At 45.6% G+C, this 17,162-nt stretch carries 12 protein-coding genes; 7 read left to right on the top strand and 5 right to left on the bottom strand.

Features of this window, described 5'->3' with window-relative positions; all coding sequences use genetic code 11:
* Nucleotides 1-267 precede the first annotated feature (267 nt).
* On the top strand, nucleotides 268-1,857 hold the full coding sequence (locus tag RNZ41_RS08650) for an isocitrate lyase (RefSeq protein WP_314027094.1): 1,590 nt from the start codon (nucleotides 268-270) through the stop codon (nucleotides 1,855-1,857).
* A gap of 83 nt (nucleotides 1,858-1,940) precedes the next feature.
* On the opposite strand, the gene RNZ41_RS08645 is transcribed toward RNZ41_RS08650, so the two are convergent.
* The 4 genes from RNZ41_RS08645 to RNZ41_RS08630 all read right to left on the bottom strand — a co-directional run bounded on the left by RNZ41_RS08645 (nucleotide 1,941) and on the right by RNZ41_RS08630 (nucleotide 7,674).
* Complete coding sequence (locus RNZ41_RS08645) at nucleotides 1,941-3,041, bottom strand: potassium channel family protein (protein ID WP_314027093.1); 1,101 nt, start codon at nucleotides 3,039-3,041, stop codon at nucleotides 1,941-1,943.
* A gap of 395 nt (nucleotides 3,042-3,436) precedes the next feature.
* Nucleotides 3,437-3,970: a chalcone isomerase family protein gene (locus tag RNZ41_RS08640; RefSeq protein ID WP_135888432.1), complete on the bottom strand. Its 534-nt coding sequence runs from the start codon at nucleotides 3,968-3,970 to the stop codon at nucleotides 3,437-3,439.
* 218 nt (nucleotides 3,971-4,188) lie between these two features.
* Nucleotides 4,189-7,143: an excinuclease ABC subunit UvrA gene (uvrA, locus tag RNZ41_RS08635; RefSeq protein WP_314027092.1), complete on the bottom strand. Its 2,955-nt coding sequence runs from the start codon at nucleotides 7,141-7,143 to the stop codon at nucleotides 4,189-4,191.
* A 114-nt stretch (nucleotides 7,144-7,257) separates the two neighbouring features.
* A complete protein-coding gene (locus RNZ41_RS08630) occupies nucleotides 7,258-7,674 on the bottom strand; it encodes a hypothetical protein (protein ID WP_062333847.1) in 417 nt (138 codons plus the stop codon).
* Nucleotides 7,675-7,877: 203 nt separating this feature from the next.
* Between RNZ41_RS08630 and RNZ41_RS08625 the strand changes: the two genes are divergently transcribed.
* The 3 genes from RNZ41_RS08625 (at nucleotide 7,878) to ssb (ending at nucleotide 11,221) form a co-directional block, all read left to right on the top strand.
* Nucleotides 7,878-8,867, top strand: a complete 990-nt coding sequence (locus RNZ41_RS08625; RefSeq protein WP_314027091.1) for a hypothetical protein — start codon at nucleotides 7,878-7,880, stop codon at nucleotides 8,865-8,867.
* Nucleotides 8,868-9,047: 180 nt separating this feature from the next.
* On the top strand, nucleotides 9,048-10,412 hold the full coding sequence (locus RNZ41_RS08620) for an MFS transporter (RefSeq protein WP_314027090.1): 1,365 nt from the start codon (nucleotides 9,048-9,050) through the stop codon (nucleotides 10,410-10,412).
* A 137-nt stretch (nucleotides 10,413-10,549) separates the two neighbouring features.
* Complete coding sequence (gene ssb / locus RNZ41_RS08615; protein ID WP_314027089.1) at nucleotides 10,550-11,221, top strand: single-stranded DNA-binding protein; 672 nt, start codon at nucleotides 10,550-10,552, stop codon at nucleotides 11,219-11,221.
* Nucleotides 11,222-11,353: 132 nt separating this feature from the next.
* Here ssb and RNZ41_RS08610 read toward each other — a convergent pair whose 3' ends face one another.
* Nucleotides 11,354-12,394, bottom strand: coding sequence for an NADP(H)-dependent aldo-keto reductase (locus tag RNZ41_RS08610; RefSeq protein ID WP_096488517.1), 1,041 nt, complete (start codon nucleotides 12,392-12,394; stop codon nucleotides 11,354-11,356).
* A 370-nt stretch (nucleotides 12,395-12,764) separates the two neighbouring features.
* Here RNZ41_RS08610 and gspN point away from each other — a divergent pair, with 370 nt between their 5' ends.
* The 3 genes from gspN (at nucleotide 12,765) to gspD (ending at nucleotide 17,131) form a co-directional block, all read left to right on the top strand.
* Nucleotides 12,765-13,586 carry a type II secretion system protein N gene (gene gspN / locus RNZ41_RS08605; RefSeq protein ID WP_227522673.1) on the top strand — a complete coding sequence of 274 codons (822 nt, stop codon included), beginning with the start codon at nucleotides 12,765-12,767 and terminating at the stop codon, nucleotides 13,584-13,586.
* A gap of 22 nt (nucleotides 13,587-13,608) precedes the next feature.
* Nucleotides 13,609-14,622: a type II secretion system protein N gene (locus tag RNZ41_RS08600; RefSeq protein WP_314027088.1), complete on the top strand. Its 1,014-nt coding sequence runs from the start codon at nucleotides 13,609-13,611 to the stop codon at nucleotides 14,620-14,622.
* A gap of 82 nt (nucleotides 14,623-14,704) precedes the next feature.
* On the top strand, nucleotides 14,705-17,131 hold the full coding sequence (gene gspD, locus RNZ41_RS08595; RefSeq protein WP_314027087.1) for a type II secretion system secretin GspD: 2,427 nt from the start codon (nucleotides 14,705-14,707) through the stop codon (nucleotides 17,129-17,131).
* The last annotated feature ends 31 nt before the right edge of the window (nucleotides 17,132-17,162 follow it).

Genomic DNA, 17,162 nt, shown 5'->3' with positions numbered 1-17,162 from the left:
TTATTTAAGCCAACTTAAAGCTTTATTAGTGCCAAAATAGAATTCTTAATTTTAACAGACTATTTAATATCACTGTAAGAAATATCACGTATTTTGTTAAAAAAATTGTTAGACTATTTTGGATATTTAGTTTGTGTCTTAAACATTATTTATATTTTCGGTGTTTAACGCTCACTAAATATTGGCTTATTTAAGACTTTTACTTTTATTACAACACAACAATCATCCTAAGTTTTTTTATCCCACCGTCCTCAACAGGAGACTGCTATGTCAACTTACGTTTCAGCGATTGACCATATCCGCGAACTAAAAGCCAAATATGGTAACTGGAAAAACATCAGCGAAAATGATGCTGCGCGTTTGGTTATCCAAAACCGTTTCAAAACAGGTTTAGAAATCGCTCAATACACTGCCGACATCATGCGTCGTGATATGGCAGCTTATGATGCTGACAAATCAAAATACACCCAGTCTCTTGGTGCATGGCATGGCTTTATCGGTCAACAAACCATGTATGCGGTAAAAAAATACTTCGGTACTACTGAACGTAAATATATCTACCTTTCAGGTTGGATGGTTGCTGCGCTTCGCTCAGAATTTGGTCCACTACCTGACCAATCTATGCACGAAAAAACCGCTGTGCCAAAATTAATCGAAGAAATCTACACTTTCTTACGTCAAGCGGACGAAAAAGTATTAAACGATTACTTCCGTGAATTAAATGCGGCGCAAGAAGCAGGTCAAGACACTAAAGCTATCTTAGACAAAATTAACAACTTTGAATCACACATCGTGCCAATCATCGCTGACATCGATGCAGGTTTTGGTAACGAAGAAGCGACTTACTTGCTCACCAAACAAATGATCCAAGCCGGTGCTTGTGCTATCCAAGTTGAAAACCAAGTATCAGATGCTAAACAATGTGGTCACCAAGATGGTAAAGTCACCGTACCACACGAAGACTTCATCTCAAAACTCAACGCGATTCGTTATGCGTTTTTAGAGCTTGGCATTGACAATGGTGTAATCGTTGCTCGTACTGACTCTGAAGGTGCATCATTAACGCAAAAACTTCCTGTGTCACGTGAGCCAGGCGACCTTGCTTCACAATACTTAGACTTCTTAGAAGTTGAAGAAGTGACGTTAGAAAATGCAAGCGAGTACGATGTGCTATTAAAACGTGATGGCAAATTGGTTCGCCCAACTCGTATGCCAAACGGCTTGTATTCATTCCGCGAAGGCACCAACATTGACCGCGTAGTACTTGACTGTGTGACTGCACTTGAAAACGGTGCTGATCTACTATGGATTGAAACGCCAACACCAGACGTTGCGCACATCAAATCAATGACTGACCGTATCGTTGCGCAAGTGCCAGATGCTAAGCTTGTTTACAACAACAGCCCATCATTCAACTGGACACTCAACTTCCGTAAACAAGTCATCGCAAAATGGGAAAAAGAAGGCAAAGACATCTCAGCTTACGACAAAGCGAACTTAATGTCTGCTGACTACGACAACACTGAGTTGAATACCGCTGCAGATGAACTAGCGCGCACCTTCCAAGCTGATGCATCACGTGAAGCCTGTGTATTCCACCACTTGATCACCCTACCTACTTTCCACACTGCGGCATTAAGTACGCACCAGTTGGCAAAAGGTTACTTCGGTGATAAAGGTATGCTAGCTTACGTTGAAGAAGTACAACGTAAAGAACTTCGCGAAGGCGTTGCGGCAGTTAAACACCAAGCCATGGCAGGTTCTGACATCGGTGATGACCACAAAGAAATCTTCTCGGGTGAGAACGCCTTGAAAGCGGGCGGCGCCAAAAACACTGCCAACCAATTTGGTCACTAATGCTTCATTGACTGATTGATTAATTAATTAATTAGCAAAAACACCTCACGGCATGTGGGGTGTTTTTTTATGAGCGGATAAAATTAAATGGTTTGCATAATTTCTTGGTAGCGAAGTTGGAATTTTTTGATAAAATCAATGGTGGTCTGAATACCCATAAACAAAATAATATACGGGTTTAAACTATTTTCGTTCGACAGCTCAACCGCTTTATCACTTGGATATTCACTGATAAGTAACATGTCTTGCTGGCGCTGGGCTTGGATATCCGCAAGTTGTTGTTCAAAGTTTGGCTCCGCCAGTACATAACTACTGGAGTCATAGGATTTGATATCACTTAAATATTGAATACAAATCGACTCCAAATCTGCCCAGCGATAAGTTTCGGTTTCACGTACCAAATTTTCAATACTATTGACCAATTCATCCAAGGCTTGATAATAGTACCAAATCAACGGCTTACGCGGGTCATCGGTCAAGCGCGCTGAGGCATTAAATAAGTGCTGTAAATTAGTAAATGCTAGCGTTTCGGGAATAGGCTCATGAATACCGATGAGCTGCTGAGGGACTTTGGCGTCAGGCGCCGCGGGCAAATCAGGTGAGCGGTTTAAATTAGCGCGACCCTCACGGTCAGATTGCGCCACTGGGGTTTGCTCTGATTCTATGCCCAGCAGTTGATTAACCCGGTTTAGATAAGTATTCATGTTAAGCGTAATCAAACTATCATGACTGTGCAGGCGCGCGAAGGCATAAGAGATTTCTTTTCTTGCTTCATAGGCGTCCATCAGGTTGCTCATGTTTTCTTCACGCTGATAGGTAATCGCATTTAAAAACAAACCTGCAGACACCACCCCAATGGTCGCTTCAATCATCACAAACGCCCGCGTAAAGGTATTGGTTGGGGTAATATCGCCAAACCCTGTGGTAGTGACCGTGATAGTACTAAAATACATGGCTTCCAAAAAGCCCACGTTTTCATGGTTAAACTGCATATTTGGCAAGGTACTGTACAAAAAGCCAAATAGCGGAATCAGCGTCAAATAGATAGTGCCATACACAGCAGGCGGCAACGAAAAAATATCATCGCGCACGATAGGTTTAGCAAGCTTATTGAGGGTAAAGGTTTGCGGCGTGTTACGGGCTGATATGATTGGTTTAGGGGGCTTTTGTGCAAGTGGTTTCATAAGCTGCCTGATTTTTTTTGCTTTAGACTAGCATAGCCATCCAAAAAGAAACATAGTATTGTAGTAACCCCTGATGGACGATAGGGTAAAAAAATAAAAGCAAAAAAATTGCCGCTATTGGGATAAAAAATTGGGATAAAAATGAAAAACACCAACTTGCTTGTTATCGGATAAAACAAAACTAGGCAGGTAAGGGGTGAATGCCCATTTATGGGGTTGAATGATGCCAAACATATCAATAATGCCGCTATTCATCTTTAAAATAGGGTTGCAATAAATATAACCCTATTAAACCTAGCAAAAAAGTTACTGGCACTATCAACTAGCTAGATTAACTTCCCATGCTTGATGGGAAGTCTAAAAATATGGGAAGTGTAAAAATAGGCAGTCTAATATTAGTGTTGACCCAGCAAATCCTTTTTCATCTCAAGTGATATGGGATTATCGCCTAGCCAAGCCCGAAGAATAGCTTGGTCAAAGCCTTCTTCTTTGATATAAGGAAGATCGCCAACCTCATCATAATTTAAGCGAACGCCATGCTCTGGCGAAAACTCAATCGTAAACATTGCCCCTTCTTTGATGGTGTTGGTTTTGAACAACTCACCAAAGACGTCATCAATCACTGAGGCGATTTTTTGATATTCTTCTTCGCTACTATTCGCTCTGATGCCGTCTTTGAAGGCATTTTCCAGTAATGAGCCTTTGATATTGCGGCGAGATACCATGCGCAATTGCTTGGCATAGCGTGAAGTAATGGCTGTTTCGGCATCTTCAGTCATTTCACCCAAGTATAAGGCAATATCATAGATACCAATCATAAATTTACTGCGAGCGCTAATACCATTTCGCACACAGATTTGACCATCTAGTTTTAGGGTAGGGGGAAATAGGGTTTCAAGATCGTTGGTTTTTCCTTTAAATAAAATCATCCTAGCATCCTTATCGTTCCTTGACGTTTTTTTGTCCCTGGATAATGTCGCAATATCCTTATCTCGTTTCATTGTGTAAATATTAGGCCAACATGTAAAGTATTATCAATGAATATCAAGTCACAGAGTGATGAGCGGTTAAAAAAAGGGTTAGACGACCACGTACTAACCCTCACCGCTAAACTTATACCTGTAACAGACTTATACTTGTAACAAACTTAGGCTTGCAACATCGGCTTCAAAAACCGCCCTGTGTGTGAGCGCGCGTTTTCCGCCACGTCCTCTGGCGTGCCCTCAGCGATAATCTCACCACCGCCCGAACCGCCCTCAGGGCCTAAATCCACAATCCAGTCGGCTGTCTTAATCACATCGAGATTATGCTCAATCACCACCACGGTATTGCCTCGGTCACGTAGCGTATGCAAGATGTCTAGGAGCTTGGCGATATCATGGAAATGCAAACCTGTCGTCGGCTCATCGAGCACATACAAGGTCTGACCGGTATCACGTTTGGACAGCTCTTTGGCAAGTTTCACCCGTTGCGCCTCACCGCCCGATAAGGTTGGCGCAGACTGACCCAAACGAATATAACCTAAGCCGACTTCTTGTAAGGCTTGCAAACGGCGGTAAATTGCCGGAATCGCCTCAAAAAATTCTGCCGCATCCTCCACCGTCATATTGAGCACGTCATTGATATTTTTGCCCTTATAGGTGATTTCAAGGGTTTCACGGTTGTAGCGTTTGCCTTGACAGGCATCGCAAGGCACATACATATCAGGCAAAAAGTGCATCTCAACCTTAATCAAGCCATCGCCTTGGCAGGTTTCACAGCGACCGCCTTTCACGTTGAAGCTAAAGCGTCCTGCTTGATAGCCACGAGCTTTGGACTCCGGCACTTGGGCAAATAGGTCGCGAATCGGACTAAATACCCCCGTATAGGTCGCAGGATTGGAGCGTGGGGTACGCCCAATCGGGCTTTGGTCGATATCGACGACTTTATCTAAATGTTCTAGCCCAGTGATACTGTCAAACTCTTCGGCAACATGGGTGGTGGCATTATTGAGCTGCGTGGTTGCTAGTGGCAATAAGGTGCGGTTGATTAAGGTCGATTTACCCGAACCCGACACGCCTGTGATGGCGGTAAATACACCAATTGGTAAGTTTAAGGTCACGTTTTTAAGGTTGTTACCTTTTGCCCCTGTCAAGGTCAGCATCAAAGGCTTGGCTTCGACTTTACCTTTTTTGGCTTTTTCTTTTTTCTCGCTTTCCGCTTTTTTCGCTTGGTTTTTGGTTAAGGGAATGGCGGAGTCTTGCATTTTTTCATATTTATCGCCATTGGCGACTTTGGCTCGGTGACGCACGGTTGGCACTGCGATTTTCTTTTTGCCTGATAAATATTGCCCCGTCAATGATTCGGGATTTTTGGCAATGTCTTCTGCCGTCCCTTCTGCAATAATACTGCCACCATGCACACCAGCACCCACGCCCACATCGATGATATGGTCGGCTAGGCGAATGGCATCTTCGTCATGCTCGACGACAATCACGGTATTGCCCAAATCTCTGAGCCGGGTCAACGTTTGCAGCAAGCGGTCATTGTCCCGTTGGTGCAAGCCGATGGATGGTTCATCAAGCACATACATCACGCCCATCAGTCCCGCGCCAATTTGGCTGGCTAGGCGAATCCGCTGGGCTTCACCGCCAGATAGGGTTTCGGCAGAGCGGGCAAGGGTGAGATAATCCAAGCCGACACTGACCAAAAATTCCAAACGCTCACGGATTTCTTTGATGATTTTGTCGGCGATTTCGCCTTTTGCTCCGTCAAGTTTAAGGTGTTCGTAATAAGCCATTGCCTCGCCAATCGACTGTTTGACGATATCAAAAATCGTCGTGCCATCAACTTCGACATGGCGAGCGATTTCATTCAGCCGTGAGCCGTGACAGGCATCACAGGTGGCATCGGCTAGGTATTTGGCAAGTTCATCCCGTACTAGGCTACTTTGCGTGGTGCGATAACGCCGTTCCATATATGGCAACACCCCTTCAAATGGCACGGTTTTGGTAGATTTGCGCCCGCGTTCATCGACAAAGTTAAAAGTCATTTTGTCTTTACCAGAGCCATGTAAAATGACATCTTTGTGCTTCTTATCCAGTTGTTGCCAAGGCGCTTCCATATCAATGCCATAATGCTCGGCAACGGTGGTCAGCAAGCCAAAATAGTAGGCGTGGCGTTTATCCCAGCCTTGAATCGCCCCTTGGTTAAGCGATTTTTCAGGATGTCCGATGATTTTTTCGGCAGCAAAATATTGGCGTTTGCCCAAGCCATCACACACGGGACACGCGCCATAGGGGTTGTTAAAACTAAACAATTTTGGCTCAAGCTCAGCAACCGAGCGATCGCAGACAGGGCAGCTATGTTTGGCGGACAAAATTTTATCCTCAAACTCAGCATCCATGTCATGCAAGATAGCAATGTCGCTACCGAGTCGTAAGGCGGTCTCCAAACTTTCGGCAACCCGATTACCCAAATCACCTCGCACTTTGAAGCGGTCAACCACCACATCAATGGTGTGTTTAAAAGTTTTGGCAAGCGGCGGCACATCGTCAATGTCATAAATCTCGCCATCGACCCGCAGCCGCACAAAGCCTTGCCCTTTTAGCTGTTCCATGAGCTGGATATGCTCGCCTTTGCGGTCATCGACGACGCGCGCGAGAATCATTAACTTGGTGTCTTCGGGCAATGCCATGACGGTATCGACCATTTCGGTGACGGTTTGCGCGACCATCGGCAGGTGGTGTTCTGGGCACATGGGCGTGCCGACACGGGCGTACAACAGCCGCAAATAGTCATAAATCTCGGTAATGGTACCCACCGTGGAGCGGGGGTTATGGTTGGTGGACTTTTGCTCGATGGCGATGGCAGGTGACAGCCCTTCGATGCTATCGACTTCGGGCTTTTCCATTTGTGATAAAAACTGGCGAGCGTAAGCCGATAAGCTCTCGACGTAGCGGCGTTGTCCTTCGGCGTATAGGGTGTCAAAGGCTAGGCTAGACTTGCCCGAGCCTGATAAACCTGTGATGACGACGAGTTTGTCTCGTGGGATGTCGATGTCGATGTTTTTGAGATTGTGGGTGCGTGCGCCACGGATTTTGATTGCGTCGTGCTGTGCCATATTGAGCTTCTTATTGTGTGTTTTTGAGTGGGAAATTTGGGTAAAAAGATGGGGTTTTAATGGGGGAATTGGGTGGGGGTTTCAAGACTAATAGGTAAGTTTGTCTATAAGCTTTTACTTGTTTAGTTTGTTTAAAACGGACGCTAAAAGATACTGAACGCCTAATTCATTTTGCGGAAAGTTAATGTCGCTTAAAATATTTCTAAATAAATATTTTTCATTATTGCTCAAAAAGTTGCTAAATAAATGTTCATTTAATGTGTCAAGTGCAAAGCATTGCAGAAGAAAGTTATCGCAACACAAAAAATGGATAACAAATTTTTTGGCAAACCAAGCTGCCTCATTGGCGACTAATTCAAAGCAAATTTTTTGCCAATCTACATTTTGACTGGGAAGAAACTCAGTTAATTTATCCCAATCTTGCTTATTAAAACTTAGCAACATGTTATTGGCTTCGCAACAGGCATAATCATACCAAAAATCTTCGTTTTTGATATTAACGGTAAGGTATTCTGAAAATTCTTCAAACATAAAATTCAAGCTTATTGTTTTATAAATGGACTGTTCAATAAATATATCTTATTTGCAGTGTATTAGGAAAATTGTGAATTTGATAGTTTGTGGCAACTATTAATTACGCGATTTTTTCTTTTTTATAAAACCCTTAAACCTTGCTATACTTGATTAAATCAAGGAACTAGAAAATTTGTGACTACAAAATTTGAGACAATAACATGGCAACGCTAACCCAAGAACAAACCGACTTCTTAAAAAGCCACCATATCCCAATGGACAAAACCTTTGACGCCAGCGGACTATCGAGCAAAGAATACAAAGCCAAAATGAAAGAAAATGGCGCGCTCGTTGCTTACGGTGTGCCGCCCTGCCCAAAAGGTCACACCCTCAAAAACAAACAAGCCAACTGCCTACAATGCAACCCCCAAGCCATCGCATCGCTCAAACGCCAAGCCACCCCAGGTGAGGTCTATATCGCCGTTTCACCCAGTCAGCTACTTGCCAAAATCAGCCTCATTGAAGACGCAAGCGATATCATCCAGCAATTAAATAGTGAAAATCATGCCGAAATCAACGATTGGGCATTAGCGATGACAGGTCGCACCGACTCCATCGGACAAATGGAAAACCACTTGCAGCAGCGTCTTGCCGATTACCAAGTACCCAGAAAACTCACTGCCGATGGCAAAACCACCAAAGCCTCGGGCGTGTACGACGTCGATGTGCATGATGCGCTTGAGGTGATAAATGAAATGCCTTTTACCTTAAGCGAAATTGATAACGCCGTGATGGATGATTTTCACGCGCGCTATAGCGATAAACAGCTTCGCGAGCAGCAGCAAACTGAGCAGTTAGCCATCGAAGAGGCAGCGCGTAAACAAGCAGAACTTGCCGAACAAGCGCGACAAAAACAGGCTAAGCTTGAAGAACAGCGCCAACTACAACAACAAGCCAAAGAGCAAAAATTGGCACAAAAACAACAACGCCAACAGCAGCTTGAAGCCAAAAAAGCGCAAAAACAGCAAAAAATCGCCACTCAGGTGAAGCATAGCCCGTTAGATGGCGTACTAGTGGCTACCCCAAAATCATCATCTATCAGACAGTCACCGCAAGGATTTTTTGACAACCAAAAAAATGTGATGTGGCTGATGATTGCTATCGCGGTGATTTTAGCCATCATGGTAACCGCTTACGCAATGCTAAAATAATGGGGCTGAAACAATAAAGCCAAAATAATAAGGCTAAAATAATTTTTATTGCCAATAAATTCTCTGTGATAAAAATTAGGCATATAATAAGCCGTTTTTGGCAAAATTTTGTGAGCCACCATGTCAGTAAAATCCACGTCAGTAAAACCAACGTCGAGAAATATAAGTCACAACTCCTCCATGAATGCATCCGAAAAGAAAGCGATTGCCGGGTTGGGCGGTATCTTTGCTTTGCGCATGCTCGGACTATTTATGATTGTGCCTGTGTTTGCCGTGTATGGGACACAATATGCACACGCCACGCCGTTTTTGATTGGATTGGCGATTGGTATCTATGGTTTAGGGCAGGCGATTTTTCAGATTCCCATGAGTTTTTTGGCGGACAAATATCCGCGTAAGCCGATTATCATTGCAGGGTTATTGGTGTTTGCGCTTGGGGGAGCGATTTGCGCCTTATCAACAGACATCTATATGGTGATATTGGGGCGTTTGATTGCAGGCAGTGGCGCGGTTTCAGCGGTGGTGATGGCACTACTCGCGGATGTGACCCGTGAAGAGCATCGCACCAAAGCGATGGCAACTATGGGGCTAACCATTGCCATGTCGGTAATGGTCGCATTTGGGCTCGGTCCGATTTTGACGCATGTGCTCGATATTTCAGGCTTGTTTTGGGTGACAGTGGCGTCCGCTATTTTCGCCATTGGCTTACTGTGGATTGTGCCCACCCCAAATCGGGTACTAAAGCACAATCTCAATAATCACTCAGTTAAAGCACAGTTTGCTGAAGTATTAAAAATTGTCGATATCAACCGTTTGCATTTGGCGATTTTTGCGCTGCATCTGTCAATGACAGCGATGTTTACCTTATTGCCGCACCAGTTTCATGATGTGCTTGGCTTGACGGTGGCGCAGCAAGGTTTTGTGTATTTGCCGCTACTGTTATTGGGCTTTATCATTGCGGTTCCATTAATTATCATCGCAGAAAAAAAACGGCAAATGCGCGCCGTGTTTTTGGCGTCGTTAGCGACCTTGGTGGCGGGATTGGTAGTTTTGGCGGTGGCTAGTCAGACCATCGTGGGTTTAATTATTGGGCTTGCAGTTTATTACATCGGCTTTAATAGCCTTGAGGCGACCATTCCGTCTTGGATTTCCAAACGCGCGCCCGTTGCCAACAAAGCGACGGCGATGGGTATTAACTCATCTGCACAGTTTTTGGGTGCTTTTGTGGGCGGTGCCATGGGCGGTATTTTGCTGACCAAACCGATGTGGTTGTCGTGGACGGTGCTCGCCATCGTGACCGTTATTGCGTTATTGTTTATCCTGCCGATTGCATCCCCACCGTATTTGACCAGCCTAACGATTACCCTGCCAACAGGTATTGACACGACTGCATGGTCACAGCAAATTTTGGCGATTGACGGCGTGGATGAGATAGTGATGATGCCAAAAGAAAACATTGCTTATCTCAAACTGGATAAAGAAAAATTGACCGATGACACGCGACAGCATTTGTCACATCTTACCGGTCAGACGCTAGCAATTTGATGCAAAGTTTAGTAAAGTAATGGCATTGTACTTGCGCTAAATCTGCAAAGATTTGGCTAAAAACACTAGAAAACTATTAAGAAAGGCATCAAGAAAGTTATCAAAAAATTCATCAAAAAAGTTATCAAGGAAATTCTATGCGCGGCGTAAATAAAGTAATCATTGTAGGCAACCTTGGTTCAGATCCTGAAGTCAAACAATTTGCCAATGGCGGTAGCGTGACGCGTATCGCCGTGGCAACAAGTGAGCAGTGGAACGACAAACAAACAGGTGAGCGCCGTGAGCAAACCGAATGGCACCGTATTTCATTGTTTAATAAACTCGGTGAAATTGCAGCGCAATACCTGCGTAAAGGTAGCCAAGTCTATATCGAAGGTAGCCTTCGCACCAGTAAATACACCGACCAAAATGGCGTAGAGCGTTATGCCACAGAGATTCGTGCCGACCAAATGCAAATGCTTGGCACAGCAGGCGGCGCTCAAGGCGGTATTGCTAATAACAACAATGCCGGCACAACCTACCCAAACCAGCCCCAAGGTGGTTATAATCAAGTTGGCTACAACCAAGGTGGCAACCAAGCGCCCAATCATTTTGGCGGCTATCCAAATCAAAATAATGCCCAAACTAATAACCAAGTTGCGCCCCAAGCGGGTCAAAATGCGGGATTTGGCAATAACCCGTTTATGAATGGCAACCAAGCGCCACAAGGGGCAAATACAGCAAATAATCCGCCTGCCCAAAATCCCCAACAAAACCCAGCCATGGCAATGCCAAAACCAGGCGCAGTTGATGATGATATCCCGTTCTAGACTTTACGTTTTATTAGGTTTAAAAAAATCCTTGCACAGTCACACTGTCGCAGGGATTTTTTATGCCGTTTTTTCTGATCGTAGCCTGCTAGTAAGTTGCAGCGTCTAAGATGCAGATTTAAGTTACAGGGTTTAAGGCGCAGGGTTCGGGTGTAAGGTCTGCACCGCTTCGATATCAGCCAATACCTCTTGGGACAATACCAAGTCTACGGACGCGATATTGCTGGCTAGCTGCTCAATGGTGGTTGCCCCAATGATGTTGGCAGTCACAAACGAGCGGCTATTGACAAACGCCAGTGCCATTTGTGCCATATCTAGATTATGTTTTTTAGCGACTTCGGCATAGGCTTGGGTGGCTTGTTGCGCTTGCTCATTCAAATAACGGGTAAAATGGCTATAAAGGCTCAGGCGACTATTGGCAGGCTTGTTACCGCCCAAATATTTGCCTGATAACACCCCAAACGCTAGCGGTGAGTAGGCAAGTAGCCCAATTTGCTCGCGGTGACTGATTTCTGCCAGTCCCACTTCATACAAGCGATTGAGTAGACTATATGGATTTTGTATGGTGATAGGTCTAGCAAGCCCATGTTTATCGGCTTCTGCTAAGTAGCGCATGACGCCCCAAGGGGTATCATTGGATAGCCCATAAGCGCGTATTCGACCTTTGCTGATTTCATCATTGAGGGCTTCGATGGTTTCCAAAAATGGCGTCAATTCTTTGGTGTCTTGCTGCGCCATACTTTCTGTATAGCCGCGTTGACCAAAAAAGTTGGTCTGACGCTCTGGCCAGTGTAGCTGATAAATATCGATATGGTCGGTTTGCAAACGCTGTAGATTGCTATCTAATGCCGCACGAATGGTTTTTTTATCAAACTTGGTATTGCCATCGCGCAAAAAGTCATTGCGAGAGATTTTACTCGCCAATACGACACCATTTCTTTTGCCTGTCTTGGCAAACCAGCTACCCATAAAGCGCTCGGTATCACCCTGTTTGTCTTTATCAGGGGGTGACGGATACATCTCAGCGGTATCCCAAAAGTTCACACCTTGGGCAAGGGCATAATCCATTTGTTCATGGGCATCCTGCTCGCTGTTTTGCTGTCCCCAGGTCATGGTGCCTAAGCAAATTTTGGAGACGCTATCGCCCAGTTGTGGCAATGTATCAAATTGCATGCTATTTTCCTTGTGTTTTGCATTATAGTTTTAACCGGCTTGGTGAGGTGATTGTAGCAAACTCATGGTGATAAAGTCGGTTGCAAATTGTAGTAAGTGCGGCAGGTAGCCGCAATAAACAGTCCGCCCAAAACAAGCCTGACAAAATTTTGATTTTTTATGGATTGACATTACAACGCAATAAAAATCAGTTATGATAAAGCGTTTCATTTTAGTTAGAAAAATATTCGAGTGTTGGCGCATAGTGGGTTCAAAATTTTGCGCTAATGGCAATTTTTATCCTGCATGAATTATTTGATTGTTGATTAATCTGCTTATGGATTGCGTCACTTTATCGGTGTCAAAAATCATTGTAAAAAGGTATTCAAGTTTGGCAAGTGTCAATTCATTACGTCCGACAAAACTATGGTGGCTGGTAGGTCTGGTTTTGCTTTGCTTAAGCTTGTTGATTCAGCTACCTGCAGCGTGGTTGCTGCAAAAATTTGCCCCAAACAACCCTTACTTGCAGCAAATATCCGGCAACCTTTGGCAAGGTCAAGCCAATTGGCAAATCAATGCGCGCCCCAATACGCCGCTGGCGGGTAGTGTCGATTGGCGCTGGCAACCGTGGCATTTATTGATGGGCAAACTGGGTATGGCAGTCGATATCCGCTCTGGCAAAACCGACTTGCAAGGGGTGGTCAAATTCAACAAAACTAGCTGGCAAGCCAATGATTTCAACGGCAAAATCAGCCATGACACATTGGCGCAGTTGGTCAGTTGGCAATTACCCGACACACCGATTACCATCAAAGAAGTGTCAATTGAAAAAAATAAGCAAGGTTATCAAACCGCCAAAGGCAGCATGAATTGGGCAGGCGGTGATTTGGGGTATCCCACAGGCGGCAAAACCTACCTCATCAAACTCCCCACCATGCAAGGCAACTTAAGCGCAGATAAAGCCAGTGTGCAGCCAGCAGACAACAATGGTGCCAATAGTAGCAACAAGGCAGCGCAAGGTAAAAGCTTGCATTTAGCCCTTACTACACCGCAAGCCGAGCGATTGGGGGATTTTTATCTTGACCAAGATAATATGATAGATGTGTCATTGACCCAGCGGCTGCTCAAAAATATGCCAGCGTACCAAGGCAAAGGGGCTGATGACAGTGTGGTGGTGTCCATTCGCCAACCTTTGACCAGTATGGGTAATTAGAGACTCAGCGATGATAGCAGATATGATAAAAGCCACCCAGCGCCCCTCGTTGAGCCGTAAAACAACGACTGGTAAATTTGTGCCGATGGCGGTGGTAGAAAAACTGTATCCTTGGTTGCTACTGGCAGCTATTTTTTGGTTGGTGTGGCAAGTAAGCCAAGCAATTTGGCTGGTGGTTGCACCGCCCAAAGCCCCCGCACTCACCCCAGTGCCCCTGCAGACGAACTTGGTCGCGCAATCTGCCAATAGCAATGCATTAGATTTTTTTGCGCAGCCAACTGCCCCGCAAGCGCCGGCAGCGACACCCCCAGATATTAAAGTGGTGGGCGTGACCATTGCCACCCCTGAGAGTCAATCGTATGCAATTTTGACCGCCAATGGTAAAACCTTAAGCTATCGTATCAACGACATGATTGATGGCAGTGGTTATAAATTGGTCAAAGTCGCAGCCGATTTTGTAATAGTGGCAGATGCCAGTGGTCAAACCAGTAAAGTGCCATTTGGGCAACCGTTTTTTCTTGACCAAAGCGATGCTATCAGAGCCAAAGCTCAAGCCAACGGTGCTGCAGGCGTTGGTAGTGGCTCAAATATGGGACAAACCCCCACACCGAGCTTAGGCGGTGCTGCGCCACAAGCGATTGGCGGCGCGCCAGTGGCGACAGGCGATCCGCATGATCGAGAGGATTCTACGCCCACTATGGCGACGTCAAATGGTGCCAATACCCCGCCAAGCGGTGCATCGTCAGCCATTGGTGGGGCGATTCAAGGGCTTCAGCAAAATGCCTCAGGGTACCTAAGCCAAATGGGTGTGGCAGCGACAGGGCAAGGCTATTTGGTGACCGATGCGATGTCCGCCGGACTAAAAAACCGTCTGGGGCTACAAACAGGGGATAAAGTCCTCTCCGTCAATGGACAAAACGTGGGTCAAAACCCAACACAAGATGCCCAGCTACTACGTCAAGTGCAACAAGCAGGACAAGCGCAAATCCAAGTTCAGCGCGGCGACCAAGTCGTGACAGTACGCCAGTCATTTTGATAAAAGATAGTAAAAAGCTACAGACGTCATCGCTACGTGAGACACAGTCGGTGATATGCGTTAAAAATTGATAAGGTAAATTATGAAATACCCAACCATGCTAAAGCCACTATTTTTGAGCACGACACTGGCTATGAGTATCAGTTTGCTTAGCAGTGGTCTGTCAGCTGCCCATGCAGCCACTGGCTATAAAGTGCATTTGCAAGACGCTGATATCAAGGCGTTTATCGACCAAATTGCCACCATTACGCAAAAGAACTTTGTGCTAGACCCACGCATTAATGGCAATGTGACGGTAATTTCAAACAAACCCTTATCCCGTCAAGAAGTGTATGACTTGTTTTTAGCCGTGATGAAAGTCAATGGCATTGTAGCGATTGATCGCGGGCTGACCACAGAGCTGGTCCCTGATACCGTTGCCAAGCAAGCAGGGGTAGATGTGGACTTGCGCGGTAATACCGCAGGTAGCCAAATGGCGACCCGCATCTATTATCTCACCAACACCAATGCCAATGACATCTTAAACGTCATCCGTCCGATGATGCCGCCGTATGCCAATGCCGCTGTGGTGCCAAATGTCAATGCCATTATCCTCTCTGACCGCGCCGACAGCCTCAATCAATACGCAAAATTGATTAGCGATCTTGATAGCAATATGAATGACAAGCTGACCATTATTCCGCTGCGTCATGTCGATGCCAAGCGCATGATGGATTTATTAAGCTCACTGACAGGTACGGGCGGTGGTACAGCGCCAGCTGCTGCGGGTCAATCAGGGCAGCCTACTGTGGCATCAACCGGTGGTAGCCTGATCAATATCATTGCCGACCCGATTTCTGATAGGCTGCTAGTCAAAGGTAGTGCCGAGATGACAGCCAAAGTACAGCGAATGGTAGAGCAGTTAGACACCGTACCGACGCAACGTCTCAGTGGGCTTCGCGTGTTTCGTCTAAAATATGCCAGTGCCACCCATATTGCAGAAATGCTACGCGGACTGCTTGCCTATCAATCCATCAATAGCTCAGGTGACCAAACCACCTTGCAAGCAAGCTCAATGTTTCAATCTAGTAGCGATACCAGTAATAATAGCGCAGCGACCACCACCAATACTGCAGCGTCACCGACAGGTTCACCGCTTAATACGTCCTCCACCAGCAACACAACGACTGCGCAAAACAACGGCTATCAAGGTAGACCTTTTAGCATTATCGCTGACCAAACCCAAAATTCCGTCATCGTCAATGCCAACCCAGAGTTAATGGTAGAAATCGAAAACGCTATTAATGAGCTAGATACCCGCCGTGACCAAGTATTGATTCAAGCAGCGATTATGGAAATCTCAGGCAATGATACCCAGCAACTTGGCGTACAATGGGCAATGGGCAATGCCAATAGCGGCGTAGGGGTGATTAACTTTAATAACATCGGTGCATCCGCAGTAGGGCTAGCATCTGAGATATTAAGCAAAACCCCAGGTACGGCGGCAGCCTCCGTGGCAGGCGCGCTATTGGGGATTGGTACTAGTAAAACCGATAGTAGCGGTAATCGTGAGTTTTATGGTGCGATTTTGCAAGCCATCAATAAAACCAACAATGCCAATCTGTTATCCATGCCCTCTATTTTGACGTTGGATAACGAAAAAGCCAATATTTTGGTAGGGCAGAACGTCCCATTTGTCACCGGCTCTTATACCACGGCAAGTAACTCATCAACCACGCCGTTTCAAACCGTGAGCCGTCAAGATGTCGGTATCAATCTTAATGTCATTCCGCATATTGGCGATAATGGCTCAGTGCGACTTGAGATTTCGCAGGAAGTGTCCTCCATTGTCGACGGTACCCTCAATAACGTGAGTGGTGTCGTCACCAACAAGAATTTAATCAAAACCACCATTTTAGCGGATAACCAACAAACCGTGGCATTGGGTGGGTTGATGCGTGATAACAGCACCTATGGTCAGCAAAAAGTCCCAGGATTGGGTGATGCGCCGATTATTGGTAATTTATTTCGCTCAAAAAGCAAAAACTCGGACAAAACCAATCTTATTGTATTTTTACAGCCGACCATTTTGCGAAATGGTAGCGCGGTGGCAAGCGTGACCGAAAAAAGCTTAGACGGTATTCGTACCATGCAACTGGTCATTGATAAAAACGGTACGCTCAAACAAATCCCACTTAATATAAATGCCATGTTCCCCAATACCAGTACGTTACAAAATGGCGTCAAATTGCCAACAGACGACTTGGTTACCCCAGCCGAGCAAAGTTTATCAAACACGCCAAGAGTGTATGCCAATGGTGTCGATATCGTCACGCCCGTGTCATCAAATGCGTCTCGCACAGGCAGTTCATCGACCACAACTGTCACTCGCCCAGCGAGCAACGCCATCACCCAAGCGCCCATTACCCAATCTAAAGGTCAGACAGGACAGGGCGCAAAGATGGCTCAAACGCCTGTGGTGATTGCGACCCCGCCTGCGGTGCAGACCATCACCGTGACAAATCCCTAAAAATGTCCCATAATGCCAAGCATAATGATAC

Source organism: Moraxella sp. DOX410 (assembly GCF_032248735.1).
Lineage (GTDB): Bacteria > Pseudomonadota > Gammaproteobacteria > Pseudomonadales > Moraxellaceae > Faucicola > Faucicola tetraodonis.
This window is presented reverse-complemented; position numbering and strand designations above follow the sequence as displayed.

What these genes read in the sequence shown, in the direction of transcription:
- RNZ41_RS08650 (WP_314027094.1), top strand. Translation starts at nt 268, where the DNA reads ATGTCAACTTACGTTTCAGCGATTGACCATATCCGCGAACTAAAAGCC.
- RNZ41_RS08645 (WP_314027093.1), bottom strand. Translation starts at nt 3,041, where the DNA reads ATGAAACCACTTGCACAAAAGCCCCCTAAACCAATCATATCAGCCCGT.
- RNZ41_RS08640 (WP_135888432.1), bottom strand. Translation starts at nt 3,970, where the DNA reads ATGATTTTATTTAAAGGAAAAACCAACGATCTTGAAACCCTATTTCCC.
- uvrA (WP_314027092.1), bottom strand. Translation starts at nt 7,143, where the DNA reads ATGGCACAGCACGACGCAATCAAAATCCGTGGCGCACGCACCCACAAT.
- RNZ41_RS08630 (WP_062333847.1), bottom strand. Translation starts at nt 7,674, where the DNA reads ATGTTTGAAGAATTTTCAGAATACCTTACCGTTAATATCAAAAACGAA.
- RNZ41_RS08625 (WP_314027091.1), top strand. Translation starts at nt 7,878, where the DNA reads ATGGCAACGCTAACCCAAGAACAAACCGACTTCTTAAAAAGCCACCAT.
- RNZ41_RS08620 (WP_314027090.1), top strand. Translation starts at nt 9,048, where the DNA reads ATGAATGCATCCGAAAAGAAAGCGATTGCCGGGTTGGGCGGTATCTTT.
- ssb (WP_314027089.1), top strand. Translation starts at nt 10,550, where the DNA reads ATGCGCGGCGTAAATAAAGTAATCATTGTAGGCAACCTTGGTTCAGAT.
- RNZ41_RS08610 (WP_096488517.1), bottom strand. Translation starts at nt 12,394, where the DNA reads ATGCAATTTGATACATTGCCACAACTGGGCGATAGCGTCTCCAAAATT.
- RNZ41_RS08600 (WP_314027088.1), top strand. Translation starts at nt 13,609, where the DNA reads ATGATAAAAGCCACCCAGCGCCCCTCGTTGAGCCGTAAAACAACGACT.
- gspD (WP_314027087.1), top strand. Translation starts at nt 14,705, where the DNA reads ATGAAATACCCAACCATGCTAAAGCCACTATTTTTGAGCACGACACTG.